This is a genomic window from Vasconcelosia minhoensis LEGE 07310, assembly GCF_015207255.1.
Classification (GTDB): Bacteria; Cyanobacteriota; Cyanobacteriia; order Phormidesmidales; family Phormidesmidaceae; genus Vasconcelosia; species Vasconcelosia minhoensis.
The window spans coordinates 1-25,694 of record NZ_JADEXG010000031.1 but is presented as its reverse complement, the minus strand read 5'-3'; the positions used below and the strand labels follow the sequence as shown (position 1 = coordinate 25,694).

The following is a 25,694-nucleotide window of genomic DNA, read 5'->3' as shown; positions in this document are numbered from 1 at the left end:
AGGCGAGTTTGTAGGTGAGGACGGGTGCGAATGTATTTCAACCTGCTTTATCAGGATTTGGGGTTTGTTGCGATCTCGACTGCCTTTTTAGGCATCACAGGCTGGGCCTGGCGAGCGCTTAAACCCTATCGCCTGCCGCAGCCGCTGCCGAGCGGGTTCAAAATTTGGTTTCTCACCGTCCAAATTGGCGGCGGTTTGGTGCCGCTGATCGTTTTGATTTTGAGCCTGTGGCAGGGGCAGTATCAGATTGCGGCAGTCTTTATTTCTTATTTTGTCCTGCTGGGGCTGCAAGTCCTGTCGGAAAGTATTTCGCTTCGGTGGTTTCAGTCTACGGCCTTTGTAATGGTGCCCTACCTCTACATTCCCTATCGGGTATGGCAGCTCTATCAGGGTAGGAACATTCTAGCCTCAGCGGGAGACGCAGCCTGGGTGAAAAACCTGCTGCTAGCCGAGATTGGCCTGTGGGTCCTTAACTATGGTCTGGATCTGGCCCAGCTGCCCAGATTATTCCATTGGGCAGACCCGCTAGAGCGCGGTCTAGAGCTATAGCGGATGAACTGGGTATTCTGAATCAGGCTGTCATGGATTTGACAATGTATCGCTATGCCGATCGTGTAGTCTAAGACAGTCTTAATCCAAGTCAATTGGCTTTTTGCTCTAGCTGGAACCCTCTATGGCAAACCCCGCCCCTTCGTATCCGCCCTCGGATGACCTTCAGCCGCCGCCTAAGCCGACCGCAGATTCTTGGGTAGACGCGGCTAAAACGATTGGCTTTAGCGTCCTTTTAGCGCTGGGCATTCGCACCTTCATTGCCGAGCCGCGCTATATTCCTTCAGAGTCTATGCTGCCGACTCTGCGAATTAACGACCGGCTGATCATTGATAAGGTGACCTACCATTTCAACCCGCTGACACGGGGAGATATCGTTGTCTTCCATCCGCCCGAGTCTTCGGGGCAGGAATTTGCCCGTGAAGCCTTCATCAAGCGCGTGATCGGCCTGCCGGGTGAAATAGTCGAAGTGCGCAATAGTCGCGTCTACGTCAATGGCGTGCCGCTGACCGAAAATTATTTGGAGGCCACGCCTGACTATCAGTGGGGGCCGCAGGTGGTGCCAGAGAATTCATACCTGGTTTTGGGTGATAACCGCAACGATAGCTATGACGGCCACTATTGGGGATTCGTGCCGAAAGATCGGATTATTGGTCGGGCGGCCGTTCGCTTCTGGCCGCTCCGGCGGCTGGGCGGGCTAGACCATCCCGTCTACGCTCAGCCTTAGCGATCAGGGTTTTAGGGCGCTAAGAGGTAAGCGCGCTTCAGGGAATCTGCCAAGCGACAGACGGCAGCCCGTTTGGGCCTAAATACGCTGGAGATGTCGATTTTAGCCCAGCCGCATGTCCAGCGATAATTACGAAGAAAAGTATACCAAGCCCGCTCTGCGACGCAAAATCAAAGCAGAAATCAAGCAGTCTGACAAAGGTGGCGACCCGGGTCAATGGTCTGCCCGCAAGAGCCAAATGCTGGTGCAGGAGTACGAAAAGCAGGGCGGCGGCTATAAAAAAGACGAGAAGGATGAAGCGGCTAAGTCTTTGGAAGAATGGACTGAGCAAAACTGGCAAACCGCCGGGGGCAAAGGCGATGCCCGCCAGGGTGATATCACCAAACGCTACCTGCCCGAAGCGGTCTGGAACCGGCTGAGCGAAGCAGAGCAGCGAGAGGCCGAGTGCACTAAGGAAAAGGGCTCCAAGTCGGGTGATCAGTACGTTGGCTGGACGCCCGCTATCCAGAGAGCAATGGCGGCAGAAGGATACGTTCCCGGCAGCAGCAGCGAGCCGACTAAGGAAGCGCTCTATCAGCAAGCCCAAGATTTAGACATTGAAGGCCGCAGCCAGATGGACAAAAATGAGCTGCAGCAGGCTGTGAAAACAGCCCAAGCAGACCAGCTTCAGCAACAAACCCGCGACCAGCTCTACGAGCAGGCTCAGAGCCTAGATATCGAAGGTCGCAGCCAGATGAATAAAGATGCGCTAGTCGAAGCAATTCAGGCTCAGTCTGACCCCCAGGGTTGACGGCTAGAGGTATTGCTTTAAAACGTCTGCGGTGGCTTTCCCCGTTTTTTGCCAGCTAAACTGTTTTGCCTGCTCTAGGCCAGACTGATGCAGCTGCTGCCAAAGCGATGGGTTACCCATGACCGCTTGTAAGGCGGCGGCAATTTCTTCAATCGAGTAGGGGTCAACCATGAGGGCCGCATTTTCAGTGATCTCGGGCAGGGAGCCCGTCTTGGAGGCGATTACCGGGGTGCCGCAGGCCATTGCCTCTAAAGCCGGTAGGCCAAACCCCTCCCACAGGCTGGGCATAACTAAGCCAATCGTCTGGTTCATCAGAACCGCAATCTGCCGATCGTCAACGTAGCCAACGAAGCGAATTCGCGCTGCCAGTTCTAGTTCCTGGGCCTGCTGCCGGTACTGCGGCGTATAGCGAGCATCTTCCGGCCCGGCTATCCACAGCTCAGCATCTGTTTTTTGGGCAACCGATTGGAATGCATTGATCAGTCGGCCTAGGTTTTTATGCGGAGCATGGCGCCCTATGTATAGAAAATAATTTTTTCGGGGTAGGTCTAGGGGCCTAAAATGCTCGGTATCGCAGGCCAGCGGGACAACGGTTAGTTTTTTGGCAGAGACCTGGCAGAAGCGAGTCACATCCCGAGCGGTGGCTTCCGAATCGCATAGAATATGCTCAGCCTGCCGCAGCACGGCGGGGACGTAATATCGAAAGTAGGGTCCGAGCGGCGACAGGGGGCTGGGAAACCGCAGGGGAATTAAGTCATGTACCGTAACCACCGTTCGGCAAGGCTGAAATAGAGGCATTTCCGGCAGGGGTGAAAAGAGTAACGTGCTTCCAGCCTGTCGATAGAGTTTAGGCAGCTGGGTTTGCAGCCAGAGTAAGCGACGGCAGTGGCCGCGCCACCCCTGTTCAGGGGTCATGTCAGCGGGAATTTTGTAGCAGCGGTATGAAGGATAGGCAGCTGCGCTTAGCAGCGTCGGCTGAAACTGGCCTAGATGCGGCAATAGATTTTTGGCATAGGTGCTGATGCCCGTAGGTCGCTCCATCAGGATGGATAGATTGACCATTAGAGAACTTGAAGGCGGAGTCATAGTCGAGCGCGATAGGCTGCTTCGGCTGGGTCCGCAGGCCACAGTGCCGACGACCTACCCTGAAAGCTGTGGATAAAGCATACCAGTAAGCCGAGCCAGGACTGGTTTCCCAGCTGAGCCATTTCATGCTTTCTATCCGGCTGTCCTATCTGTTCCTATTGAGCGGTTGCTGACGGGTTGTTCTATCAGCGGCGGTAGTCTAGTGAACTCAGTCTATAGCGGTAGTCTAGTGAACTCAGTCTATACTAGCCATCAACGCTCACATTCCGCCGAGTATGCTCTATTTCCTGACGGTCAATTACCGTTCGGCTGCATTGGGTCTGTCTTCTCCTGAATCAATAATCTTTGCCTATGCCCACTGTCACACAATTACCTCAGACCCTCGAATGGACCTGGAAAGATCTGTCTATTTGCTATCAGCAAGCCGGTACCAGCGGCCCGCCGGTTATTCTAATACATGGCTTTGGGGCCTCCAGCCACCACTGGCGGCACAACATCCCGGTGCTCGCTGAGGGCAGCCGCGTATATGCCATCGATCTGCTGGGCTACGGTCAGTCGGCCAAACCTACTCCCGGACAGCCGCTGTCCTATACCTTTGAGACCTGGGGACAGCAAATCGTCGATTTCATCGCCGAGGTAGTTGGCGAGCCAACCTTTCTGATTGCTAACTCGATTGGCTGCATTGTCGCCATGCAGGCCGCGGTGATGGCCCCAACCCAGGTGCGGGGAATGGCTATACTCAACTGCTCCCTGCGGCTGCTGCACGATCGCAAACGCCATACGCTGCCCTGGTATCGCAGTACTAGCGCTCCGTTGATTCAGCGGCTGCTCAGCTACCGGCCGCTGGGCAACTTTTTCTTCACCCGACTGGCTAAGCCGCGCACCGTTAGCCGCATCCTCAAGCAGGCTTACGGTCGGCCCAAGGCGGTGACCGATGAGCTGGTCCATCTGCTGCTGGAGCCGGCCCGCGATGCGGGAGCGGTCGATGTCTTCCTATCATTTATCCGTTATTCTCAGGGGCCACTGCCCGAAGACTTGCTACCTCGGCTGACCTGCCCCACCCTGATACTCTGGGGCAGCGCTGACCCCTGGGAGCCGATTGAGCTCGGTCGCAGCTTTGCCGACTATTCAGCGGTAGAAGACTTTATTGCCTTGCCGGGTGTTGGCCACTGCCCCCAGGATGAAGCGCCGGAGCAGGTCAATCCAATTTTAGTCGATTGGTTAAACAGCACGGTCAGCGGGCATCCTAAAGGCCAGGATACGAGTCCTACTAACTCCGGCCAATAGTCTATCCAAATACCTAAAAAAATACCCTGTGACACGGCCGGACACAGGGTAGGGGCAACAGTTAAACGCTTGTGCTGAGTATAGAATCGCTCTCCGGTCCTGATATCAGGGCCGGAGCTGTGACGCTTCATAGACTGTCTAGTAGACTACCTGAACTTACAGAATTTCGTTGCTGGTTAGCACGAGTCGGGGCAGCCAGGTCAGCCCCAGCCCGGCCAGAGAAATCAGCCAGATCACAAAAAATGACTGGAGGTTGCTAACGCTACGGGTGAGCAGATCGACCCGCATTAACAAACCAGCCGCCGCCATAACCAGAAAGTAGGCCGAAATCTGAATCCACGCGAGGATAACCACCGCTAGGGAAGCCCCAATCAGGGCCATCGCCGCATAGCCAATATCGGAGTGAAAGCCCATCAGCAAAAGGTCTCGCGCCGACTTCCAAGCAATGCTAAACACGCTGGCTTCGACCGCAGTGAGCAAGAGGGCCAGCATCCAGGTGAGCTCAGAACTGCCGCGATGGTGCAGAAAGCCGCCGAATGCGGTGTAGGACAGCAGCAGCAGAAATGCCGATAGCCAGGGCGGAGTCTTCATCGGGATGGCGGCTCAAAGATTAGTGGAAATGGCTTGCACCGGGCAGGTGGGGATGCACTGCTCGCAGACGATACAGCGGGAGCGGTTAAAGGTGAGCTGGAAGGTCTGCGAGTCGAGCTTGAGCGACTCGGTCGGGCAGACGCCGGTACAGAGACCGCAGTGAACACAAACTTCCTCATCAATTAGAATTTCTCGACTGACCAGGGAAACGCCGATACCCTGGTCGCGCATCCATTCCATTGCCTCGTCGAGCTGGTCAATATCACCGGAAAGCTCCACTACTAGCTTGCCCACCTGGTTCGGCGCGACCTGAGCCCGGATAATATTGGCAGCGACGTTAAAATCCTTGGCCAACCGGTAGGTAATCGGCATGTGTACCGAGCGTTTTGGAAAGGTCAGGGTGAGGCGTTTTTTCACAGGCTGGGGAGCGGGAATTGGGTAGACTGGAGTTGGGGCGCGGATTGCTGCACCCTATCATGCAACTTATAGCTTTCTATTCTATGTCGGTTAATTCGCCAGAGCTGGGTCAGCGCTTAAGAAACTTCGTAATCGCGGTCGTTGCCATTGGACTGACCCTGGCCCTGGTGCTGGGAATCCAAACCCGCACGCCGTCAGCCTCGCTGACCGAACTAGCCAAAAGTGCCACTCCCCTGGAACAAGCCCTGGCAAATGGTAAGCCGACCTTTGTGGAGTTCTACGCCAACTGGTGTACGAGCTGTCAGGCGATGGCTGGCGATATGCAGATGCTGCGGATGGACTATCGCGATCGCGTCAATTTCGTCATGCTCAACGTGGACAATAGCAACTGGCTGCCCGAAATGCTGCATTACCGGGTTGATGGCATTCCCCATTTCGTTTTTCTTGACGATCAGAGCGAAGACAGCGGCTTTGCCGTCGGCGAAGTCCCCCGCGCCATCCTCGCTGAAAACTTGGATGCGCTGGTTGCCCATCAGCCCCTCCCCCACGGTCAGGCCATGGGCCAGGCTTCTGAGGTTGAAGGCACGCCGGCTCCCCCTAGCGGTAGCACCGATCCCCGCAGTCATGGAGCCCAGGTCAGCCAAGACAGATGAAGCCATCTTTGTCATTCCAGTCCACAATAACAGGGTCAAGTCAATCTACGTGAAGCGGGTAATTGAACTAATCGAGCAAGCAAAAAATCAAACAGACGAAGAGAGGCAAGCATGAACTATCCTATCGTGATTTATTCCTGTGATGAGAGAGGTTATGTGGCAGAAGTTCCAGCCCTTAAGGGATGTTTGGCACAAGGGGAAACCCTGTCTGAAACAATAGAAGAACTAAGAATTGTGACAAAGCTTTGGATCGAAACGGCAGAAAAACATGGCCAACCTCTACCAGATGTTGAAGGTGCAATTCAGAAGGTTAAAGCTTTGAGCTACAGTGGTTCTTGCTGAAAGTACACATCAAAAACTGGCTTAGCTCTTGTTCTTAAGCCCCAGCCAATTATTCGAACGGGTCGAATCTGCTTTGGAAAAAACTTAGGATGACTATTGTCCCGCTAGCCAGGCATCCCGCGGCAGCCTCCTGCCGGAAAAATATGGGGCGGTTCATCCCAATCAGTGGCAGGTGCAGTGAGTTTTGGAGGAACGCGATCGCGCCTTACAGCAGGTCTTGAGTCGAGCCATCGGCCCGGTGCGCCTGTGTCAAGAATTACCTGTAACGGTCATAGAAACGATGCAGGACTATGCCTTGCTCAAGCTCGACAATATAGATGTTAAAGACATGCAAATTCTTAGGCGAACGAATTCTGAAACGGGTGATGTTCGAGCTGTGTTTATCCCCTGGCCGAGAACATCGCTATCCACAGCGATTGAATATGCCAACCGCAATTTTTCCTCGGAAGACTTTCCTATTCCCAGTTAGGAAGAAACCTGAAGAGGACACAATCTCCATTTTTTGATCAGCCCAAATTTTACCTGAGATCCGATGAGATTTTTGTTAGGCTGATTGATTGATTGATTAAGGCATACTTTAGAGGTTACTGACTAGACATAAATTTAGAAATGTTTACAGACGAAGATAAGTTAGTTGTTAGGGCTTTTTACTCAGACCTGTTTGACCAACTCAATGAACAGATGTTTTCAGTTCTTGATGTGCATGAGTTTTTGAGTGATCGGAGTGTTGGGCATCTCAAATTAGGTGATGAGCAGGGTTACTTACTTCCAGCCTATGATTTTGAAGATTACATAGAATTGAAAAGAATCAATCCAGAAACTGTGCCTCAGACGATCATTGATGCATTTGAGCGTCACATTTGGTATTCGCAGCATAATCTAAGTGATATTAACGTCTTTAAATATGACGTAGGGGAACAAGAAACTTTTGCTATCTACATTGCTGGTTATGTTGATGATGGCTGGGACAACGGATGTCATCTGTTGGAAGTTTATGACGGATCAGGAGAATTGGTAGGAGCAACCACAAGCGGCAGAGATTGGAAAGAGAATCCACTTGATCACCAAGACTACTTTCATATTCCTCCAGCATATGGCGCTCAAGTTCAGCCGATATGGTTACAGCAATACATTCGAGAAATTGACGCATCCTAATGCAGTCTCTGGGTCTAACGGGAGAATCCAATATAACTATAATGGATAGGTGTATTCTCTGGAGCAAGCAATATGTTACTCAGTGAACTCTTTCCGACCGTTGCTCAATTGTCTCATCAAGATAAGCTTCGACTGATTCACTTTCTTCTCTTGGCAGTTGCTAAAGAAGAAGGGTGTAACCTAAAACCACCTGGAAAAGCAAACCCAGCAGATGTAGTGCTCCAGCAACTTGCCTCTACTGAAGCCGTGGTGTGGTCGCCTCAAGCCGATAGCGCATCTGTTCAAGCATTGTCAGATTTATTGGTTGCAGCAAAGGAAGCATCCAATGCTTAACGGGCAACGCTACTCATTCACTGAACGAGTCGATAGTTTGGGGCGATCAGCGATCATGCCGCATATCCCTTTGACGCTCACACTGGGCGATCGCTCTTTGGAAGTGACGGCATTGCTGGATACGGGTGCGAGTGTCAACGTTTTGCCCTATGAGCTTGGTTTACAGCTAGGTGCAGTCTGGAAAAATCAAACGGTATCTATTCCATTGAGCGGCAATTTAGCGCGGAGTGATGCGCGCGGTTTAGTTGTGGCAGGTACGATCGCGCAATTTCCTCCTGTTCTTCTTGGATTCGCTTGGACTGAAATGAGGGATTCACCTGCCATTCTGGGGCACATGAACTTCTTTGCAGAGTTCAACGTGTGTTTTTATCGACACGAGTTGGCTTTTGAGATCTGCCCAAAAGATAGATGGAGTTGATAGGTCACGCAGCCAGCAGCTTAACAACACAGTGGAGCGGGCGGTAGAGAATCTTCGCGCTTCGTTCTAGTTTACTCGCCGCCGCTTACTTTTGCCGTTCCCCAGCGACTACTTCAATTCTGGAAAGGTTGATGAGCTGTATTTAGAGCAGGTTGCCTGTTTGTAGTCCGCGGGGTTTGACACTTCGGTGATTTTGCTAGAAGCGCTAGGCTCTTCAAAAATCGTTGTAGTAGAGCGCAGAGACGGTACTCAGCGGATTGTAGACATTGGCGACGGTCAGATGTCTGACCTAGTTGGTTGGACGCCCGACCGGTTTGCTCAACTCTGGCTAGAGACTAGCGCTGATCGATAGATGACGCTCACTACCATATCAATTCTGCCTTCAGGCTGCTTTTCATAAATGACTAAGCTAAAAACTGAGCCATTCCTTCAGCAAAAAGCTTACTGTCCAAAAGTGCTACCTCGTTTGAGCAAGCCCTGACGAACGGTAAGCCGACTTTTGTGGAATTCTACGCCGACTGGTACGCGCTGCCAGGCGATGGCGGACATATGCAGAAATGCGTGGGTACCAAGCAGCATAGTTACAGAAGTGATATGGCGGTTTTCGTAATTATGGAGAGCAAGAAACCAGCTAGAATGCTTTTCTGACAGAGACTTTAACTAACCTTATGCTTGCGAAATTAGCTATAGCAGGCCTGGCGATGATTTTATATTTCGATTTGGTAAACTATATTGAAGTATCGAAAAGCTATTGATGGAACCTTTAACTATTCTGGTTGCTGTTACGAGCATTGTAATATCAGGAGCACTTGCCAAGGTTGGCGAGAATGTTACTGACAGTGTGCTTTTCAAGTCGCAGGAATTGTTGACTTATATTAGAGATAAAATGCCCCATATAGCATATGTTATAGAGAATGCAGAAAGGCAACCTCTAAACTATAGGCAAGCTTTCTCAGAGATTAAAGAAGCTGCTCGCAATGACTTAGAGCTGAAAAGGCTTCTACAAGAAATGAGTGATGTAGCAAACATGGATCGAAAAGTAATAGAATCAGTCAAATACGAGCTAGGTAAAGACGATTTTTCACAACAAGTAGTGATCAAGGGCTGGAAGGGAATTCATATTGAAGGCGGAATAAATACAGTAACTGGAAATACTTTCCAAATAGGGTCGAATTCGTCCGGAGAGGAACCAACTCCGAACGAAAAAACAGCTCCTTGTTCTTTCTGTGGTACCTCTATAATTTTTGGACGTTGTGTATGTTTGGGCTGCAATGCAAGAATTGTCTATGGCGCAACTAAAGAAGAGCGCAAAGATTCAGCGGAGAGAGGTTTTTTGATTGGAGGGTTGTTAGCTTTTCTACTACTGAACGAACTTCCAAATTGGCTAAATTCCAAATTTGATTGGAATCTTACATCGGGGTTTGGGTTGGGAATGTACTCATTACTTGTTTTATATTTAGTTATGATGGTTGCTATGGGTTGTATAAGTGCTAATTTCACACATCACCTAAGCCTCAAAAATCCGCCTAGGTGTTTTCTTGACGACGACATTAAAAACTTAGAATTCAGATGACTCAAGAAACTAATTCTGTTCTCTACTCATCGCTTTGAAATAATCAAAGCTAAGAAAATCATATATTTTTGCGTCAATGTATTTATGATAGTAAGAAATTACTTTAAAGGTCTTTAATCTTTCTACTCCCAAACGGGTTCTGGCGGCGGTGGCGAGCGGCGCTGTTGCTGGCGGCGGAGCTGCTGGCGAACTTCGACGAAGATATCTTTGCGTAGGTAGGGATAGTCGCTCACCCAGAGTTTGGCATCGGGAATGTAGATATCTGAAATAGCGCTGATCCGGCCCAGATCTTCGCGGTTGGAGGTGACGATCATTTCGGCAAAGTCGCCGGGGCGAATCAGCCGGTGATCTTTTTGCAGAGGCACTTGAAACTGGGTGACAAAGCCGGTGCGATCGCCGAGTTCTAGATTCAGCCGTCGCTCACGATTTTCGACGATCACCAGGTCGCCTCGTTTATCTACCGTTTCCTCGGTGCCCGTAACGTCGTTGGTGACATAGGCATCCAGAACCCGACCGCGCCAGAACCCGCTGTAGCTGTTCCGCCGCAGTCCCGCATTGCGGCGACTGGCAAAATAGACCGGGCTCCACAGCCAGTACAGACCGAAAATCGTTCCAGCGACGAAGGCAAAGGGAACCGAAGCATCCCCGAGCAGGTATCTCAGGGCAAATACCCCCGTCAGGCCCGCCACCGAAATCAGCACGCGGCGCAGCAGATCGGCTGGGCTGCCCCAGCAGTAGCGATATTGGTCAGCCGTGCCGACTTTGGGCACCAGCTGGTCAAAGGTCTTGCGCGTGAGCGGGATCAGCATGCGGCGTGCTTAAAACGGGCCTACCACAAATATAGGATGGCGAATAGCACAATCCAAATCACATCGACAAAGTGCCAGTAGAGCTCTACCGCCTCGACGCCGAAGTGATTTTCGTGGGAGTAGTGTCCGGCCTGGCGAGACCGCCACAGCACCGCCAGCATTAGCAGCAGTCCGACGAATACGTGCAGCCCGTGAAAGCCTGTGAGCACGTAGAAGGTGCTGGCAAAGATGTTTTCAGTCAGGCCAAACTCCAGGTGGGTGTATTCATAGATCTGCCCGGCCAGGAAAATAGCGCCCATCACAGCGGTAATCGCAAACCAGAGCCGCAGCCCCTTGACATTATCCTGCTTGACGTCGGTATCGGCCTTGTGGATGACAAAGCTGCTGGAGATCAGAATAATCGTGTTAATCCCCGGCAGCAGCAGCTCCAGCTCGGGCGTGCCTGCGGGCGGCCACTCGGTTGAGATCAGCCGAAACGACATATAGGCAATGAACAGCCCCAGAAAGATCATGCTTTCAGCGGCTAGGAACACCAGCAGGCCAAACATCCGATGGTCGGGGTGCTCCTCGTGATGGCTAGCCGCACCGTTATGCTCGGCGGCGCTGACCATGTTTTCGGCAGTATCGACGGTGGAACCTTGCATAGTTCAAGAAAATAGACGGCAGTAGGCAGAAGGGGCTACCGGGACGCATCAGCCCCAAAGGAAATTAGGTCGCCGCAGCGGGCTCCCCAGCATGGCTGTAAAGCTCAGCCGGATCTTTCTCAGGAATGTAGCCCAGACCGTAGTCGTAAGGCCCGGTCTGAAGCACCGGCAATTCCTCAAAGTTTTCGATAATCGGCGGCGACAGCGTTTGCCACTCTAAGGTGAGGGCGCGCCAGGGGTTGGCCGGTGCCTTCTGGCCATATCGCCAGCTCCAGATTGCATTGATGATGAATGGGATCGTGGAAACCGCCATGATGTAAGACCCAATCGTCGCCACCACGTTGAGGTCGGTGAACTGCGGGTCGTATAGGGCAATCCGACGGTTCATTCCCATCAGACCCAGCTCATGCATCGGCATAAAGGTCAGGTTCATACCAATAAAGGTAAGCGCAAAGTGTATCCGGCCCCAGGTTTCGTTCATCATCCGCCCAGTCATTTTGGGGAACCAGTGGTAGACCGCCATATAGACGCCGAACACCGAACCGCCAAACAGGACGTAGTGGAAGTGAGCGACGACAAAGTAGGTGTCGTGGACGTGGATATCGAAGGGCACCGCCGCCAGCATGACGCCGCTGATGCCGCCGATCAGGAAGGTAGCGATGAAGCCCAGGGCAAACAGCATGGCGCTGGTAAAGGCAATCTTGCCGCCCCAGAGGGTGGCTAGCCAGCCAAACACTTTAATCCCGGTTGGTACGGCGATCACCATGGTGGTGATCATGAAAAACATCCGCAGCCAGGGGGGAGTGCCGCTGGTAAACATGTGGTGAGCCCACACAATCAGGCCCAAGAAGCTAATCACCAGGCTGGAATAGGCAATCGCGCGATAGCCAAAAATTGGCTTGCGGGCATGGACCGGGATCACTTCCGAAATGGCGCCAAACAGCGGCAGTACGAAGATATATACCGCCGGGTGGGAGTAAAACCAGAACATATGCTGGTAAACCACCGGATTGCCGCCCCCCGTGGGGTTAAAAAACGCCGTTCCCGCAATCAGGTCAAAGGCCAGCAGGATCAGCGCCCCAGCCAGTACCGGTGTGCTGATCAAAATCAGCAGTGAGGTGGCAATCATCGCCCAGCAAAACAGGGGCATCTTGGTCAGCGGCATACTGGGGACGCGCATCTTCAGGATGGTCACCAGAAAATTTAGACCGCCCAAGATGGAAGCCGTGCCACCAATTAGAATGCTCAAAATCCAGATGCCTTCGCCCAGCATACCGGTGTTGAGGCTGAGCGGCGGGTAGGAAGTCCAGCCCGCAGTGGGCGGCTCGAAGAAAAAGCTGCTGATTAACAGAATTCCGGAGGGTGGGATCAGCCAGAACGCGATCGCGTTCAGCCTTGGAAAGGCCATATCCCGCGCTCCGATCATCAGCGGGATCAGGTAGTTGGCTAGCCCAGCCCCAGCTGGGACAATCCACAGAAACAGCATGACGGTGCCGTGCAGCGTTAGCAGACCGTTATAGACATCGGGCGTCACGAAGTCGGGCGCTGGGGTCGCGAGCTCCGTCCGCATCGCAGTCGCCAGCGCGCCGCCGATCATATAGAACACAAAGGCGGTGACCAGATACTGGATACCAATCACCTTGTGGTCAGTGCTGAAGGTAAAATAGTCGGTCCATTTGCGCTCGTTTCCCAGGATTGCCTCGGACGCGGGCGCGGCTGCGGGTTTAACCTCTGACGTTGTCATAGAGCAGTAGGGGTAATACGGTTTAGAAAAGAGATGACGGGAGCAGATTGAAGCAATACAAGACTAGGAGTGGCTGGCCATGTGGGCGTGGGGCATGGCCTGAAGCTGCGCCAGCGCATCGGCGTCTATATCCAAGTCGAGCGGTTCGACAAAGTTGGCCAGGTATTGGGCGTCAGTGCGATCGCTGCCTGGCAGATTTGCCAACGTCTCAGCGGTGTTTCCCTGTGCCACCTTACTCTGAACCCAATCATCGTATTCTTCGGGCGAATGGACAATCAGCTGGGTCCGCATGCCGCCGTGGTAGGGACCGCAAAGTTCCGCACAGACAACGGGATAGGTGCCCTCGCGGGTGGCTTCTAGGACGAGCCGCGTCTCCTGACCGGGGATCATATCCTGCTTGACTCGAAACTCTGGCAGCCAGAAGGCGTGCAGCACGTCCTGCGCCTGGAGGTTAAGCCGCACCAGCTGCCCGGACGGAATGTGCAGTTCACCATCAACAATACCCGAGTCGGGGTAGGTGAAGATAAAGGCGTACTGGAGGCCGGAGACATTGACCTCAAGAGCAGGCTGCCCCGCGCTAGAAGGCGGCTCGCCTAAGCCAACGTCGCTCAGCAGCGGCATGTCGCCATTCTCAAGATCAGGCGCGTAGGCAATTTTGACCGCCTCGGTCGGGGTCGAATTGTGGTTCATCAAATCCAATCCGCCCATTTCGCTGTAGATGTCAAAGCTGTAAATCGAGATGCCGAAAACAATCACGGCAGGAATTGCCGTCCAGACAATCTCTAGCGGAATGTTGCCTTCCAGATGAACGCCATCTTCATCATCCCCCTCCCGCCGTCGGAAGCGAATAATCGAAAAGATTAGCGCCCCTTCAACGAGCAAAAACAGACCACAGCTGATCGTCATCATGACGTTAAACAGCCCGTCTACCAGAATGGCTTCGGCGGAAGCCGCCACCGGCAGTAGGCCGTGGTTCTGGCCATACCAAAGGCTGATCAGCGTCACCACGATCCCGAGCAGCATAGTGACAATGGAACTTGGAATTTTCACGGTAAAGCTTTTGGGTTTGGGTTGGGGTGTATGAACTAAGTAGGGTAAGCGGAGCCATCTCCTGGCCTCACCTGTTACACGTTAGCGCTCTTGCTGGAGATGTGGCTGTAGTTTCAGCAGCATATTTGACGCTTTAAAGTTTTTTACAGGATTGGCGTATGGGATTGGGCAACGGCTGGCCATCGATGGATGTAGTGATCCCTGGCAGTTCAGAAAACTGAACAATTGATAAGAAAAGCCTAAGTCTGGGGCAGCCCGGGGTAAAGCTTTCTAAAGTAAGGAAGCCAGCCTGAAGGGCTAGTTTGAAAGGTAAGTGCCGAGTTGAAGACCTAGCTACGAAAAAATCAACATTGTTTACAGTAGTTGAAGCGGCTCGAAATGACCTGCATAGAAAGCAACGCCTCATCCATGACCCATTCCACGCTACCGACCCGGTTTTCCTGTCTGCTACCCGAGCCAGCGACTCCAGCCCAAACCCTGATTCGGCGGTGGGTTTGGAAGATGGCGGCGGCGACCCTGGCGCTGATGGCTGTGGGCAGCGCCACTCGCGTGATGAATGCGGGTCTTGCCTGCCCTGACTGGCCGCTCTGCTACGGCCAGTTGGTGCCCAGCCAGCAGATGAATTTTCAGGTTTTTCTAGAGTGGTTTCACCGGCTCGATGCCTCGCTGATTGGACTGATGGTGATCGGCCTGTTGGGGCTGAGTCTCTGGCATCGGCGATCGCTACCCGGCTGGCTGCCCTGGGCGGCCCTGGCAACGCTGCTGCTGATTGGCGTGCAGGGGCTGCTGGGCGGTCTTACCGTGATTGAAATGCTACGGTTTGACATCGTCACCGCGCATTTGGGTACGGCACTTTTGTTTTTCTGTACACTGCTCGCGATTGGCGTCGGGCTGATGCCCTATCGGCCTACCGGCACGGCGGGCCACCTGCCCTGGCTGGGGCTGACGGCGGCGCTGCTGGTCTACCTGCAAAGCCTGCTGGGGGGGCTGGTGGCCTCTCGCTGGGCGGCCCATCAGTGCTTTGGCCTGGCCGACCTGTGCAATATGATGAACAGCCATATTGTCGGTGTTGTGCCGCCGACGCTAGCCATATTGCTGCTCGTTTTTAGCGTTTGGCGGACCCCGGCTCTGGATGGACGACTGCGATCGCTGGCGAACCTGGCCGGGCTGCTGCTGCTGGCCCAAATTGGTCTGGGCATTGCTACCCTACGGCTACAGCTCCAGGTTGAGCCGCTGACGGTCTGCCATCAGGCGGTCGGCGCTATGCTACTGGGGACGCTAGTCTGTTTTACCGCCCTGGCCCTGCGGGATCGGGTTGCGCCTTCGTATTTACAAGCATTATCGACTCAGAATTTCTCCACTCAGGATACTTAACGCATGCATCCATCTACAGCCTGGACGACCAGCCGCCACGACAATTTTGGCCAGGTCGTCCGCAGCTACCTGCAGCTGACCAAGCCCCGAATTATTCCACTGCTGCTGATTGAAACGGCGGCGGCGATGTGGGTGGCGGCTCAGGGACAGCTCGACTCGGCCTTACTCTGGGTGACGCTGCTCAGCGGCACGCTGGCGGCGGCTTCAGCTCAGACCATCAACTGCGTCTACGATCGCGATATTGACTATGACATGGAGCGCACCCGGCATCGACCGATTCCTTCCGGTCGGGTGCGGTCTCGGGACGCCCTGCTGTTTGCAGCGGTGCTGGCGGTGCTGTCCTTTGCCCTGCTCGGCTGGTTTGCCAATTTTCTCAGCGCGGGTCTAGCAATGCTGGGGATCGCTCTCTATATCGGGGTTTACACCCACTGGCTGAAGCGCTCTTCAACCCAAAATATTGTGATCGGTGGGGCGGCTGGTGCGATCCCGCCGCTGGTCGGCTGGGCGGCGGTGACGGGAGAGCTGAGCTGGGCTGCCTGGCTGATCTTTGCCATCGTATTTGTCTGGACGCCGCCCCACTTCTGGGCACTGGCGCTGCTGATTCAGGAAGACTACGCCAAGGTAAAGGTGCCGATGCTGCCAGTGATCGTCGGCGATGAGGGAACCGCGAAGCAAATCTGGCGCTATACCCTGCTGCTGGTGCCGATGACGCTGCTGCTGATCTATCCTTTGGGCGTTTGCGGTGCGGTGTACGGTTTAATCGCAGTGACCCTGGGTCTGCGATTCTTGCAAAAAGCCTGGCAGCTGAGACAGCAGCCGAGCGATCGCGACCTGGCCCGCAGCACCTTTAAGTACTCCATTCTCTATATGATGCTGCTCTCAGCCGGCATGGTGATCGACAGTCTGCCCCTGACCCGCAGCGGGGTTCAGGTACTTGCTGATCAGGTTCAGAACCTGACCGCATCCGTTTCGATGCTGCCCTTGGGTTAGAACCGGTCTCCGTTCAGTAAGATTGAGATGTGATGTCTATTCGGAACTTAGGCCAGCAGAGGTGACGCAATGGCACCGGCAGTTTTAATCGAAGGGCTCCAAAAGCGCTACGGCGAGGTTCAGGCCGTCAAAGATGTGTCTTTGGAGATTAAGCCCGGCGAAATCTTCGGCCTGCTAGGTCCCAACGGGGCGGGTAAGACCACGACGATTCGCTGCCTCTGCACGCTCACCCTGCCCGACGCTGGTAGGCTCGAGGTAAACGGTCTGTCGGTGATTGACTATCCCCGCCAGGTGCGGCAGCGGCTGGGCTACATCGCTCAGGATGTGGCCTTAGACAAGGTGCTGACCGGGCGAGAGCTGCTGGAGCTCCAGGCGGCGATCTATCACCTGCCGGGCGCGATCGCGCGCGACCGAATTGCCCAAATGCTGCGGCTGCTAGAGCTGGAAGACTGGGCCGACAAAAAGACCGGAATTTATTCTGGGGGTCTTAAAAAACGCTTAGACCTGGCAGCAGGACTGCTCCATCAGCCCGATGTTCTGGTTCTAGATGAGCCCACCGTAGGTTTAGACATCGAGAGTCGAACGGCGGTCTGGCAGTTTCTGCGCCAGCTCCACGCGGCGGGAACGACAATTTTAATTACCAGCCACTATTTAGAAGAGGTAGACGCGCTGGCTGACCGGGTGGCGATTATCGACCGAGGTGAGGTGATTTCCTCCGGTTCGCCTGCCGAGCTCAAGGATCAGGTCGGCGGCGAGCGAATTACGCTGCGGATTCGGGAGTTTACCGACGCCGACGAAGCCGAGAGCGCCCGGGCGCTGCTCCAGGATCTGCCGATGGTGCAGGATGCGATCGTCAATAGCGACCAGGGCAACTCGATCAATCTAGTGGTTGAGCCCAACGCCGACGCGCTGATGACGGTGCAGCAGCAGCTCAAGGATGCTGACATGCCGATTTTTGGCATTTCTCAATCTCGCCCTAGTCTGGACGACGTCTACCTGGCCGCGACCGGGCGAACGCTGATGGATGCTGAGCTCGCTGCCGTAGGCCAGCGCGATATGAAGAAAGAGGCAAAGCAGCAAAACATGCGCCGCTAGCCCCTACCGCATCAACCGTTATTCAATTCCCTAATAGCCACCCCCCCAATCATCATGAGTAGCACCCTCACGCCCCGCCGGGCCGACAGTATTGAAAATCCTCAGCTTCAGCAGTGGAAGGCGTCTCTGGAGGAAAGCGCGATCGCACATCCCCCCGGCGTTTTCTCTCCTGCCTTTATTCAGGAAACGCTAGCCCTGACCCGCCGCCTGTTCATCCAGCTCCAGCGCCGACCCTCCACCCTGGTTGCGGGGATTGTCCAGCCGCTGATGTGGCTGATTCTCTTCGGTGCGCTATTTCAAAACGTGCCCCAGGGGCTGTTCGGTGAGAGTCAGAACTACGGCCAGTTCCTCGGCGCGGGAATCATTGTCTTCACGGCCTTTGCCGGGGCGCTGAACGCCGGCCTGCCGGTGATGTTTGACCGCGAGTTTGGCTTTTTGAACCGGCTGCTGGTGGCACCGCTGGCGTCGCGATTTTCAATTGTGGTGGCTTCTGCCCTGTTTATCGCGGCGATGAGCCTGGTGCAGACTGCGGCGATTGTGGGGCTGAGTGCGGTGCTGGGGGCGGGCCTGCCCAACGTGGGTAGCCTGCTGCTAATGGGCGCGATCGTGCTGACGCTGGTGCTGGGAGTGACGGCCCTGAGCCTGGGGCTGGCCTTTGCGCTGCCGGGCCACATCGAGCTGATTGCGGTGATTTTTGTCACCAACCTGCCGCTGCTGTTTGCCAGCACGGCGCTGGTGCCGCTGTCGTTTATGCCGGGCTGGCTCCAGTTCGTTGCTAGTCTAAATCCGCTGAGCTATGCAATTGAGCCTATCCGCTATCTGTACCTGCACCCGGACTGGCAGTTCAGCAGCATTGTCTTCCAGGCACCCTGGGGCAGCGTCAGCATGGGGCTAGCGCTGGGAATTTTGGTCGCCTTCAGCCTGGGGGCGCTGGCGCTGATTCGGCCTTTGATTAGCCGCCGGATTGCCTAAGCTATCTCTTAATCAGTCGTTCGATCGACAGACTGGCACAAAGTTAGGGGTCAGTTGGGGCTAGAGAGTTGCTAAACTAGCAGCAACTAGGGCGGCTATCTAAACGTAGGTCATCTGGGCATTCGTTAACCGGGTTAAAACTGAGGAGTCTGAAAGCCATGATTAAACTGACTTATTCGCTAGTCGCAGTAGGGCTGCTGGGCGCGATCGCGACTCCAGCCTTAGCTCAGGAGATTAATCCCCAGCCCAACAATATCAATCCTCTGGAAGATCTCAGGGCCGACGAAACCGGAACGGGCATTTTTTCGGGTTCCTCGACGGACTTTATGGATTTAGTGCATCAGGCCAGCCGGGCCGGGGGTATGACTGGGGCTGAGTTTCAACGGCGTCAGGACAGAGTGATTGACCGAGCGGCGGAATCCTATCTCCAGCGCCGTCAGGAACTGCTCCAGCAGCAGCCTGCCGCTCAGCCAGCCCAGCCGGTCGGTGAAGGAGCCGCTTCAGATCTTTAGTTCGGAAAGCAAAAGACCTAAGAATTTAGCTTCAGGCTTTGTGAAAGGGCTCCGACCGGAGCCCTTTCTGCTTTTTTGCAGCTTCTGCTCTGCCCCATGGCAAAATCGTCAGGTACCATTTAGCTTTAGCCTCTGAGCCCGTCAAACCCGCGATGACCGCAACCACACCGACCCTGTCAAGCCAGTACGACCCGTCCGATACTGAGGCCAAATGGCAGCAGTTCTGGGAAAAGCATCAGGTTTTCAAAGCTGACCCCGACCGGGGCGGCAGTCCCTTTTGCGTGGTGATTCCGCCACCAAATGTGACCGGTAGCCTGCACATGGGCCATGCCTTTGAGCACACCCTAATCGATACGATTGTGCGCTACCAGCGGATGAGGGGCCGGAATACGCTGTGGCTGCCGGGCACCGACCATGCCAGCATTGCCGTTCAGACGATTCTAGAAAAGGAGCTGAAGGACCAGGGAAAAAGCCGCGAGACGGTGGGTCGTGAGAAATTTTTGGAGCGGGCCTGGGAATGGAAGGCTGAATCGGGCGGCAAGATTGTCGGCCAGCTGCGCCAGCTCGGCGTCTCGGTGGACTGGCGCCGCGAGCGCTTCACGATGGATGAGGGGCTTTCCCAGGCGGTACTGACGGCGTTTAATCGGCTCTATGAAGAGGGGCTGATCTACCGGGGCAACTACATGGTCAACTGGTGTCCGGCCAGCCAGTCTGCCGTGTCTGACCTGGAGGTAGAAAATCAGGAGGTGGACGGGCATCTCTGGCATCTGCGCTATCCGCTCAGCGATGAGTCGGGCTACGTAGAGGTGGCAACCACCCGGCCCGAGACGATGCTGGGCGATACGGCGGTGGCGGTCAATCCCAACGATCAGCGCTATGCCGACCTGGTGGGCAAGACCGTGACGCTGCCGCTGCTGGAGCGGGAGATTCCGATTATCGCGGATGAGTTTGTCGATGCCGAATTTGGGACGGGCTGCGTCAAGGTCACCCCAGCCCACGACCCAAACGACTTTGCCATGGGGCAGCGGCACGAGCTGCCGATGATCAATATTCTCAACAAGGACGGCTCGCTGAATCAGAATGCGGGCGTCTTTGCTGGGATGGATCGGTTCGAGGCGCGACAGGCGGTGGTGGCGGCCCTGGACGAGGCGGGTTTCCTAGTGCGGATTGAGGCGTACAGGCATTCGGTACCCTATAGCGATCGCGGCAAAGTCCCGGTTGAGCCGCTGCTCTCTACCCAGTGGTTTGTCAAAATTCGACCGATGGCCGACAAGGCGCTAGATTTTCTGGATCATCAGCAGTCTCCTCAGTTTGTACCTGACCGCTGGACTAAGGTGTACCGCGACTGGCTGGTCAACCTAAGGGACTGGTGTATCTCGCGTCAGCTCTGGTGGGGCCATCAGATTCCCGCCTGGTATGTGGTGAGCGAAACCGAGGGCAACATTACCGACAGCACGCCTTATTTCGTGGCGATGACGGCGGCTGAGGCCAGGGCTAAGGCAGTGGAGCAGTTTGGCGAAGGCGTGCGGCTAGAGCAGGACCCCGATGTCCTCGATACCTGGTTTTCTTCGGGCCTATGGCCAATGTCTACCCTGGGCTGGCCCGACGAGTCGGCGCCGGATTTTCAGACCTACTACCCCACCTCCACGCTGGTAACAGGCTTCGACATCATCTTTTTCTGGGTGGCTCGGATGACTATGATGGCGGGCCATTTCACCGACCAGATGCCGTTTGAAACGGTCTACATTCACGGCCTGGTGCGGGATGAGAACAACCAAAAAATGTCTAAGTCTAAGGGTAATGGCATCGATCCATTGGTTTTGGTTGATAAATACGGCACCGATGCCCTGCGCTATACCCTCGTCCGCGAAGTCGCCGGTGCAGGCCAGGATATTCGGCTTGACTACAATCGGAAGACAGATGAATCGGCGGCGGTAGAAGCGTCTCGCAATTTTACCAACAAGCTGTGGAACGCCTCCCGCTTCGTGATGATGAATCTGGAGGGGCAGACGCCAGCAGAGCTGGGCGATCCGACCGTCGGTAAGTCTGTGACCGACCTGCCGCTGGCCGACCGCTGGATTCTCTCGCGATACTATCGGACGGTAGAAACGGTGCGGCAGCAGCTTGACAAGTACGGCATGGGCGAGGCGGCCAAGGAACTCTATGAGTTTATCTGGGGTGACTTCTGCGACTGGTATATCGAGCTGGCAAAGCCGCGATTGTATGGCGACGGCGGGGCCAAAACCATTGCTCAGCAGACTCTGGCCTTTGTGCTGGAAGGCAGTCTCAAGCTGCTGCATCCTTTTGTTCCTCACATTACCGAGGAGCTTTGGCACACCCTGACTCAGACTAGCTATGAGGACAGCCTTGCTCAGCAAGCCTATCCCAGCGTGCGAACTGACCTGATCGATCCGACCTTGGAGCGGCAGTTTAACCTGCTAATTGACGTGGTTCGAACCATCCGGAATCTGCGGGCGGAGGCTGGGATCAAGCCTTCTGCCCAGATCGAAGCTCAGTTGAATACGGATAGCCCCCAGGAAGCTGACATTCTCGCAGCAACCCGTGACTACATTCAGGATTTGGCCAAGGTCGAGACGCTGACTACTACCGGCCCAGCCGGTTCGGCGACAGCGACAGGACCTGATCCTACCCCGGCGCCCAGCTCAGAAGGCTTTGCCATGCCTGATTTTGAGCTTGCGCAGTTTTCGGAATTCGCCCAAGACCTGCTCGCCAGGCCGCAGGCTTATTTCCGCCGCCTGTCTGGCTTTCGCGGGCCGGCCACGCTGCTACTGATTTTGCTCGGCGTCGTGGTGACAATCAACGTGGTAGCGGCCATTCTCCGAACGGTTGACTCGATTCCTGGCCTAGCAGGTCTGTTCCAGCTAATCGGTCTGGGCTACGGGCTCTGGTTTGGCATTCGCTACTTGAATGCTCAAAATCGACGAGAGATTGCGACCAATCTCCAGAATTTCTGGACCGAAATTACCGGCAAAAAGCGCCTCCGCAGACTGCCTCCAGCTGAGCCAATGGCTAAGCTACCGCCCGCCGAACCCGCTGCGGCCACTGCACCAGAACCTGGAATTGCGGAGACGCCTGAGACACCTGGCGCTGCCGAGCCCGAACCCGAGTCTGAACCCGAGCCGACCCAAATGTTTGCCGGGGTAACGGGTACCGTTCAAGTGCTAATTCCGCTCAGCGGTGTGGTAGATGTAGCAGCCCTTAGGGCTAAGATTGAGAAAGACTTGGGCAAGGCAGAGGGCGAGATTAAGTCGCTACGCGGACGGCTGAAAAATTCGGGCTTCGTCAATCAGGCCCCGGCTGAGGTCGTGCAGTCAGCTCGGGAGTCTCTGGCTGAGGCCGAAAAGCAGGCTGAGCTGCTGCGGACACGGCTGGCGATGCTTTAGGTTCGGCTTTGGAATCGGCTTAACGCGATCGCGGCATTCTGGCCGCCAAAGCCAAAGCTGAGACAGAGCACATGCCCTAGCGCCGCCGGTCTGGCCTGGTGGACAAAGCTCAGCTCAAATTCAGCCTTGCGTAAGCCCACACAGGGGAGTAGCTGCTGATGGCGTAGGCTGAGCAGGCTGAGGGCAACTGCCAGCGCTCCCGAGGCCCCTAGACTATGGCCAGTCGCGCCTTTAGTCGCCATTACCGGCAGCTTAGAGCCAAAGATTTGAGCGATTAGGTCGGCTTCCATCTGGTCGTTCAGCCGGGTGCCGGTGCCGTGGGTATGGACGGCGTCGATTTGCGCTGGCTGTAGGTGACTGCGCTTCAGGCTCTGGCCGATGGCCGCGATCGCGCCCCCGTAACCTGGATCGGTTGAGCTGACATGATAGGCGTCGTTGGTCAACCCTGCCGCCAAAATTTCGCCATAGATTGGCGCCTGCCGCTGGGCCGCTAGCTCGGCGGATTCTAGGACTAAAATCGCCGCCCCTTCTCCTAAAACCAGTCCGTTTCGAGCCCGATCGAAAGGACAGCAGCCGGTCTGGGAAAGCGCACCCATTTTGCTAAAGCCCGCCAGCGTCAGCGGGGTAATTGGCGCTTCTGCTGCGCCCGCGATCGCGCGCTGACATTGCCCAGTGCGAATCAGCTCGGCGGCCTGAGTAATCGCCCATAGCCCGGTGGCACAGGCCGCCATCGGAGCGAGTACGGGACCGCTGGTTTGGACGGTGCGAGCAGCCTGAAGCGCCGCCTGATGGGGTAGCGCGGCGAGCCAACCGTCTAGAGTCTGTGCTTGACGAGCCTTCTGAGCCAGCGCTTCCCATTCGGCCAGATAGCTGCGGCTAGAGCCTAGAACAACGGCGCAGTCATTCAGCGGCGGCTTCAGTCCAGAGTCGGTTAAAGCTTCATAGAGGGCAGACTTGACCAGATCATCTAAGCGCGACGGTACTTTGCCTGACATCGCTAGGGGACAGGGTTGCAGAGCGGGAAAAGGCTGCCGCAGCGCGATCGCGCTTTCTCCCTGAATCAGCCGCCGCCAGGAAGTTGGTCCATCTCCCAGGGCAGAGATCAGCCCCACTCCGGTAACGACGACTGGTGTGGGGCTGTCAGACTTGCTCACGACTCAGCCCCTACTCGGAGGCTGCTCCTGCCTCAGGTCTTTGGAGATTTTCTAACCCTTCGACTACGGTCGCCGACTCAATCGCATCCCCCTGCTCAATCCCATCGACCACATCCATGCCGTCGGTGACCTGGCCAAAGACCGCATAGCTGCCGTCCAGAAAAGGAACGTCAGTCAGTGTGATGTAGAACTGTGACGAGGCCGAATCGGGGAACTCTGAGCGGGCCATGGCGACTGCGCCGCGCTCATGCGTCAGCGCTGGGGACTCAGTGATACCCGCCTGCTGGAATGTCTTGCTGTAAGTTGGCTGGTCGGCCCCCTCCGGCAAAATTTCTAGGGGAATCATTCGCGGCTGTCCGGTTTCAGGGTCGGTAAAGCCGCCGGTGCCGAGCTGGCTGACCGGCACGCTAGCGTCGGCGCTCTGCGGGTCGCCCCCCTGTACCACAAAGGGCTCAGGCTCCCGAACTACGCGGTGAAAGCGGGTGCCGTCATAGACGCCGCGCTCGACCAGATCGACGAAGTTACCCGCCGTAATCGGTGCGTCTCCGCCATTCACCTCAATCGTGATTGGGCTGCCGTTGACCATTAGTTCCACCGTCGCCTGGCCCTCTAGCCGGGGTAGGTCGGCGAGAATCGCCGGATCGGTGGGCGTTGTTGCCACCGGTGTCGGAGGTGCAGTCGTCGCATCCGGGCTATCGGCAGCGGAAGGATTTGTGCCGGTGCAGCTGCCCAGGGTAAGCGCGATCGCGACGAGCAAAGCAGGCCATTGCTTCTGAAAGTCAAAACGCATTTTCAAATGTCCTAAAATCTAAAATTTTCAACTGGCTTGGCGGGCTCTATTCTGCCATAGCTGTCCAAAAACCAAATCTGTCGTCAATTTACTATGCCGCTATAGCCCCTCTAGCGGAATCTGTAAAAACCGCGCCAGTTCTGCCCCTCGGTTCTCAAGTTCAGCTAGGCCTAGCGGCTGCCCCACACGGGTGAGCGGAAACTCTCCTTTACCTTTGACCTTGAGGTAGAGCGCCCGCTTCGGGTTGAGCCCTTCCTTGATATCGACCCGCACCGCCTGCACATCTTCTAAGGGATACTTCAGGTCGATCTGACGATTTTTACCCGGGAAGCCCCAGCGAAAAATCCGCGCCTCCCCAGCCTGCTTGTCAAACTCGTTGTAGCCGCCACCCACGTTCCAGGCGATCACCAGCCACAGATAGACCGAGAGCAGTAGGGCCACAATGCCGTAGAACCCCATGGCGATACCCTGGGGAATAAACACCAGCTGGGTCGGCTCTGAAAACGGCAGCAGGTTCACCTTCGTGTAGCTGGAAATCCCAGCTAGCAAAAAGCCCAGGCCACCTAGGGCGGTTACGCTCGCCCACCAAAAATTGCTGAGCCGGCGAGCCCCTAAAATCTGACGGCGCAGCAGGGTCTCAGAAGCGGTTTTAGATACGGTCATGACGTTCTATAGGCCCGTATAGACCTGCGATAAGGGCAGACACTTTAGCCTAGCCCAAATCAACTCAAGAGAATATTCATCGGTCAGACAAAAATCGTCTACCAGCGGTCATTAATAAAACTTATAAAGTTCTATCCTGTTTTTCAATCCTATGGTTCCCATAAAAGTAGCCTAAACCTGCTCTAATAAAGGCATCCAGGCGTATGGCTAGACTTTGGAATCCAGGGTCAAGTCAATCTGAGAGATTACATGTCGGATTGTAAAATAATGAATACTTCCTTATTATGGAATTAACAGAAAATCCTTTAGGGTGGCGATTTCAGCGACCCGAGCGCAGATCGGCAGCTGACCCGCAGCGGCTGATTTGCCCAAAATTGTTTAGGGCTGGCCATCCTACCTGACCCTAAATTCTGAAGGACCTGATGCTATATAAAGAGGATTTGAAATGACCATAGCAATGGGAAGAGCGCGAGCGAGTCGGGGATGGTTCGACATCCTGGACGACTGGCTAAAGCGCGACCGATTTGTCTTCGTAGGCTGGTCTGGTTTGCTGTTGTTTCCCTGCGCCTATC

Annotated in this window: 27 protein-coding genes and 1 pseudogene; 18 read left to right on the top strand and 10 right to left on the bottom strand. The window is 55.1% G+C overall.

Going from position 1 to position 25,694, the window contains the following annotated elements; translation table 11 throughout:
• Window positions 1–30: 30 nt before the first annotated feature.
• The 3 genes from IQ241_RS13850 (at window position 31) to IQ241_RS25590 (ending at window position 2,066) form a co-directional block, all read left to right on the top strand.
• On the top strand, window positions 31–549 hold the full coding sequence (locus tag IQ241_RS13850; RefSeq protein WP_193908143.1) for a hypothetical protein: 519 nt from the start codon (window positions 31–33) through the stop codon (window positions 547–549).
• A gap of 124 nt (window positions 550–673) precedes the next feature.
• Window positions 674–1,276: a signal peptidase I gene (gene lepB / locus IQ241_RS13845; RefSeq protein ID WP_193908141.1), complete on the top strand. Its 603-nt coding sequence runs from the start codon at window positions 674–676 to the stop codon at window positions 1,274–1,276.
• A 115-nt stretch (window positions 1,277–1,391) separates the two neighbouring features.
• Complete coding sequence (locus IQ241_RS25590; RefSeq protein ID WP_228021702.1) at window positions 1,392–2,066, top strand: Rho termination factor N-terminal domain-containing protein; 675 nt, start codon at window positions 1,392–1,394, stop codon at window positions 2,064–2,066.
• Window positions 2,067–2,069: 3 nt separating this feature from the next.
• On the opposite strand, the gene IQ241_RS13835 is transcribed toward IQ241_RS25590, so the two are convergent.
• Window positions 2,070–3,152: a glycosyltransferase family 4 protein gene (locus IQ241_RS13835; RefSeq protein ID WP_193908139.1), complete on the bottom strand. Its 1,083-nt coding sequence runs from the start codon at window positions 3,150–3,152 to the stop codon at window positions 2,070–2,072.
• Window positions 3,153–3,503: 351 nt separating this feature from the next.
• Between IQ241_RS13835 and IQ241_RS13830 the strand changes: the two genes are divergently transcribed.
• Entirely contained in the window at window positions 3,504–4,439 is a 936-nt protein-coding gene (locus tag IQ241_RS13830; protein ID WP_193908137.1) for an alpha/beta fold hydrolase, read from the top strand.
• 156 nt (window positions 4,440–4,595) lie between these two features.
• On the opposite strand, the gene IQ241_RS13825 is transcribed toward IQ241_RS13830, so the two are convergent.
• Together IQ241_RS13825 and IQ241_RS13820 are read right to left on the bottom strand one after the other, a co-directional pair.
• Window positions 4,596–5,030, bottom strand: a complete 435-nt coding sequence (locus tag IQ241_RS13825; RefSeq protein WP_193908135.1) for a hypothetical protein — start codon at window positions 5,028–5,030, stop codon at window positions 4,596–4,598.
• A 12-nt stretch (window positions 5,031–5,042) separates the two neighbouring features.
• Entirely contained in the window at window positions 5,043–5,447 is a 405-nt protein-coding gene (locus tag IQ241_RS13820; RefSeq protein ID WP_193908133.1) for an NIL domain-containing protein, read from the bottom strand.
• A gap of 83 nt (window positions 5,448–5,530) precedes the next feature.
• Here IQ241_RS13820 and IQ241_RS13815 point away from each other — a divergent pair, with 83 nt between their 5' ends.
• The 7 genes from IQ241_RS13815 to IQ241_RS13785 all read left to right on the top strand — a co-directional run bounded on the left by IQ241_RS13815 (window position 5,531) and on the right by IQ241_RS13785 (window position 9,921).
• The gene (locus IQ241_RS13815) at window positions 5,531–6,100 is read left to right on the top strand and encodes a thioredoxin family protein (protein WP_193908131.1); all 570 of its coding nucleotides are present in this window, start codon (window positions 5,531–5,533) and stop codon (window positions 6,098–6,100) included.
• A gap of 111 nt (window positions 6,101–6,211) precedes the next feature.
• Window positions 6,212–6,442: a type II toxin-antitoxin system HicB family antitoxin gene (locus IQ241_RS13810; RefSeq protein WP_193908129.1), complete on the top strand. Its 231-nt coding sequence runs from the start codon at window positions 6,212–6,214 to the stop codon at window positions 6,440–6,442.
• A gap of 184 nt (window positions 6,443–6,626) precedes the next feature.
• Window positions 6,627–6,911, top strand: a complete 285-nt coding sequence (locus IQ241_RS13805; protein WP_193908127.1) for a hypothetical protein — start codon at window positions 6,627–6,629, stop codon at window positions 6,909–6,911.
• Window positions 6,912–7,051: 140 nt separating this feature from the next.
• Complete coding sequence (locus tag IQ241_RS13800; RefSeq protein ID WP_193908125.1) at window positions 7,052–7,597, top strand: hypothetical protein; 546 nt, start codon at window positions 7,052–7,054, stop codon at window positions 7,595–7,597.
• 72 nt (window positions 7,598–7,669) lie between these two features.
• Window positions 7,670–7,930 carry a hypothetical protein gene (locus IQ241_RS13795; RefSeq protein ID WP_193908123.1) on the top strand — a complete coding sequence of 87 codons (261 nt, stop codon included), beginning with the start codon at window positions 7,670–7,672 and terminating at the stop codon, window positions 7,928–7,930.
• Window positions 7,923–8,348: a pepsin/retropepsin-like aspartic protease family protein gene (locus IQ241_RS13790; RefSeq protein ID WP_193908121.1), complete on the top strand. Its 426-nt coding sequence runs from the start codon at window positions 7,923–7,925 to the stop codon at window positions 8,346–8,348. Before IQ241_RS13795 ends, IQ241_RS13790 begins: the two co-directional genes overlap by 8 nt.
• Before the next feature lie 754 nt (window positions 8,349–9,102).
• Window positions 9,103–9,921, top strand: coding sequence for a hypothetical protein (locus IQ241_RS13785; RefSeq protein ID WP_193908119.1), 819 nt, complete (start codon window positions 9,103–9,105; stop codon window positions 9,919–9,921).
• A gap of 122 nt (window positions 9,922–10,043) precedes the next feature.
• Here IQ241_RS13785 and IQ241_RS13780 read toward each other — a convergent pair whose 3' ends face one another.
• From IQ241_RS13780 to IQ241_RS13765, 4 genes are all read right to left on the bottom strand, one after another.
• On the bottom strand, window positions 10,044–10,730 hold the full coding sequence (locus IQ241_RS13780; protein WP_193908117.1) for a phosphate ABC transporter permease: 687 nt from the start codon (window positions 10,728–10,730) through the stop codon (window positions 10,044–10,046).
• 20 nt (window positions 10,731–10,750) lie between these two features.
• Window positions 10,751–11,374, bottom strand: a complete 624-nt coding sequence (locus IQ241_RS13775; RefSeq protein ID WP_193908115.1) for a cytochrome c oxidase subunit 3 — start codon at window positions 11,372–11,374, stop codon at window positions 10,751–10,753.
• Between the two features lie 64 nt (window positions 11,375–11,438).
• The gene (gene ctaD / locus IQ241_RS13770; RefSeq protein ID WP_193908113.1) at window positions 11,439–13,118 is read right to left on the bottom strand and encodes a cytochrome c oxidase subunit I; all 1,680 of its coding nucleotides are present in this window, start codon (window positions 13,116–13,118) and stop codon (window positions 11,439–11,441) included.
• Between the two features lie 63 nt (window positions 13,119–13,181).
• On the bottom strand, window positions 13,182–14,168 hold the full coding sequence (locus tag IQ241_RS13765; RefSeq protein WP_193908111.1) for a cytochrome c oxidase subunit II: 987 nt from the start codon (window positions 14,166–14,168) through the stop codon (window positions 13,182–13,184).
• A 408-nt stretch (window positions 14,169–14,576) separates the two neighbouring features.
• Between IQ241_RS13765 and IQ241_RS13760 the strand changes: the two genes are divergently transcribed.
• The 6 genes from IQ241_RS13760 to IQ241_RS13735 all read left to right on the top strand — a co-directional run bounded on the left by IQ241_RS13760 (window position 14,577) and on the right by IQ241_RS13735 (window position 22,515).
• On the top strand, window positions 14,577–15,542 hold the full coding sequence (locus IQ241_RS13760) for a COX15/CtaA family protein (protein ID WP_193908109.1): 966 nt from the start codon (window positions 14,577–14,579) through the stop codon (window positions 15,540–15,542).
• A gap of 3 nt (window positions 15,543–15,545) precedes the next feature.
• Window positions 15,546–16,532, top strand: a complete 987-nt coding sequence (locus tag IQ241_RS13755) for a heme o synthase (protein ID WP_193908107.1) — start codon at window positions 15,546–15,548, stop codon at window positions 16,530–16,532.
• Between the two features lie 69 nt (window positions 16,533–16,601).
• Complete coding sequence (locus tag IQ241_RS13750; RefSeq protein ID WP_193908105.1) at window positions 16,602–17,627, top strand: ABC transporter ATP-binding protein; 1,026 nt, start codon at window positions 16,602–16,604, stop codon at window positions 17,625–17,627.
• 54 nt (window positions 17,628–17,681) lie between these two features.
• Window positions 17,682–18,599, top strand: a complete 918-nt coding sequence (locus IQ241_RS13745) for an ABC transporter permease (RefSeq protein WP_193908097.1) — start codon at window positions 17,682–17,684, stop codon at window positions 18,597–18,599.
• A gap of 158 nt (window positions 18,600–18,757) precedes the next feature.
• Window positions 18,758–19,111 (top strand): hypothetical protein, encoded by a 354-nt coding sequence (locus tag IQ241_RS13740; RefSeq protein ID WP_193908095.1) that lies wholly within the window; start codon window positions 18,758–18,760, stop codon window positions 19,109–19,111.
• Window positions 19,112–19,263: 152 nt separating this feature from the next.
• Window positions 19,264–22,515 (top strand): valine--tRNA ligase, encoded by a 3,252-nt coding sequence (locus IQ241_RS13735; RefSeq protein WP_193908093.1) that lies wholly within the window; start codon window positions 19,264–19,266, stop codon window positions 22,513–22,515.
• Here IQ241_RS13735 and IQ241_RS13730 read toward each other — a convergent pair.
• The 3 genes from IQ241_RS13730 to IQ241_RS13720 all read right to left on the bottom strand — a co-directional run bounded on the left by IQ241_RS13730 (window position 22,512) and on the right by IQ241_RS13720 (window position 25,122).
• The gene (locus IQ241_RS13730; protein ID WP_193908085.1) at window positions 22,512–23,669 is read right to left on the bottom strand and encodes a beta-ketoacyl-ACP synthase; all 1,158 of its coding nucleotides are present in this window, start codon (window positions 23,667–23,669) and stop codon (window positions 22,512–22,514) included. The two genes, IQ241_RS13735 and IQ241_RS13730, sit on opposite strands and share 4 nt — an antisense overlap.
• 10 nt (window positions 23,670–23,679) lie before the next feature.
• Entirely contained in the window at window positions 23,680–24,459 is a 780-nt protein-coding gene (locus IQ241_RS13725; RefSeq protein ID WP_193908083.1) for a peptidylprolyl isomerase, read from the bottom strand.
• Window positions 24,460–24,558: 99 nt separating this feature from the next.
• Window positions 24,559–25,122, bottom strand: coding sequence for a photosystem I assembly protein Ycf4 (locus tag IQ241_RS13720; RefSeq protein WP_193908081.1), 564 nt, complete (start codon window positions 25,120–25,122; stop codon window positions 24,559–24,561).
• A 445-nt stretch (window positions 25,123–25,567) separates the two neighbouring features.
• On the opposite strand from IQ241_RS13720, the pseudogene IQ241_RS13715 reads away from it, so the two are divergent.
• A pseudogene (locus IQ241_RS13715) lies at window positions 25,568–25,694 on the top strand (photosystem II D2 protein (photosystem q(a) protein)); the annotation flags it as partial.

Bases quoted from the DNA above. Each gene is read 5' to 3' on its own strand.
- IQ241_RS13850 (WP_193908143.1), top strand. From the start codon at position 31: ATGTATTTCAACCTGCTTTATCAGGATTTGGGGTTTGTTGCGATCTCG.
- lepB (WP_193908141.1), top strand. From the start codon at position 674: ATGGCAAACCCCGCCCCTTCGTATCCGCCCTCGGATGACCTTCAGCCG.
- IQ241_RS25590 (WP_228021702.1), top strand. From the start codon at position 1,392: ATGTCCAGCGATAATTACGAAGAAAAGTATACCAAGCCCGCTCTGCGA.
- IQ241_RS13835 (WP_193908139.1), bottom strand. From the start codon at position 3,152: ATGACTCCGCCTTCAAGTTCTCTAATGGTCAATCTATCCATCCTGATG.
- IQ241_RS13830 (WP_193908137.1), top strand. From the start codon at position 3,504: ATGCCCACTGTCACACAATTACCTCAGACCCTCGAATGGACCTGGAAA.
- IQ241_RS13825 (WP_193908135.1), bottom strand. From the start codon at position 5,030: ATGAAGACTCCGCCCTGGCTATCGGCATTTCTGCTGCTGCTGTCCTAC.
- IQ241_RS13815 (WP_193908131.1), top strand. From the start codon at position 5,531: ATGTCGGTTAATTCGCCAGAGCTGGGTCAGCGCTTAAGAAACTTCGTA.
- IQ241_RS13810 (WP_193908129.1), top strand. From the start codon at position 6,212: ATGAACTATCCTATCGTGATTTATTCCTGTGATGAGAGAGGTTATGTG.
- IQ241_RS13800 (WP_193908125.1), top strand. From the start codon at position 7,052: ATGTTTACAGACGAAGATAAGTTAGTTGTTAGGGCTTTTTACTCAGAC.
- IQ241_RS13795 (WP_193908123.1), top strand. From the start codon at position 7,670: ATGTTACTCAGTGAACTCTTTCCGACCGTTGCTCAATTGTCTCATCAA.
- IQ241_RS13790 (WP_193908121.1), top strand. From the start codon at position 7,923: ATGCTTAACGGGCAACGCTACTCATTCACTGAACGAGTCGATAGTTTG.
- IQ241_RS13785 (WP_193908119.1), top strand. From the start codon at position 9,103: ATGGAACCTTTAACTATTCTGGTTGCTGTTACGAGCATTGTAATATCA.
- IQ241_RS13780 (WP_193908117.1), bottom strand. From the start codon at position 10,730: ATGCTGATCCCGCTCACGCGCAAGACCTTTGACCAGCTGGTGCCCAAA.
- IQ241_RS13775 (WP_193908115.1), bottom strand. From the start codon at position 11,374: ATGCAAGGTTCCACCGTCGATACTGCCGAAAACATGGTCAGCGCCGCC.
- ctaD (WP_193908113.1), bottom strand. From the start codon at position 13,118: ATGACAACGTCAGAGGTTAAACCCGCAGCCGCGCCCGCGTCCGAGGCA.
- IQ241_RS13760 (WP_193908109.1), top strand. From the start codon at position 14,577: ATGACCCATTCCACGCTACCGACCCGGTTTTCCTGTCTGCTACCCGAG.
- IQ241_RS13755 (WP_193908107.1), top strand. From the start codon at position 15,546: ATGCATCCATCTACAGCCTGGACGACCAGCCGCCACGACAATTTTGGC.
- IQ241_RS13750 (WP_193908105.1), top strand. From the start codon at position 16,602: ATGGCACCGGCAGTTTTAATCGAAGGGCTCCAAAAGCGCTACGGCGAG.
- IQ241_RS13745 (WP_193908097.1), top strand. From the start codon at position 17,682: ATGAGTAGCACCCTCACGCCCCGCCGGGCCGACAGTATTGAAAATCCT.
- IQ241_RS13740 (WP_193908095.1), top strand. From the start codon at position 18,758: ATGATTAAACTGACTTATTCGCTAGTCGCAGTAGGGCTGCTGGGCGCG.
- IQ241_RS13735 (WP_193908093.1), top strand. From the start codon at position 19,264: ATGACCGCAACCACACCGACCCTGTCAAGCCAGTACGACCCGTCCGAT.
- IQ241_RS13725 (WP_193908083.1), bottom strand. From the start codon at position 24,459: ATGCGTTTTGACTTTCAGAAGCAATGGCCTGCTTTGCTCGTCGCGATC.
- IQ241_RS13720 (WP_193908081.1), bottom strand. From the start codon at position 25,122: ATGACCGTATCTAAAACCGCTTCTGAGACCCTGCTGCGCCGTCAGATT.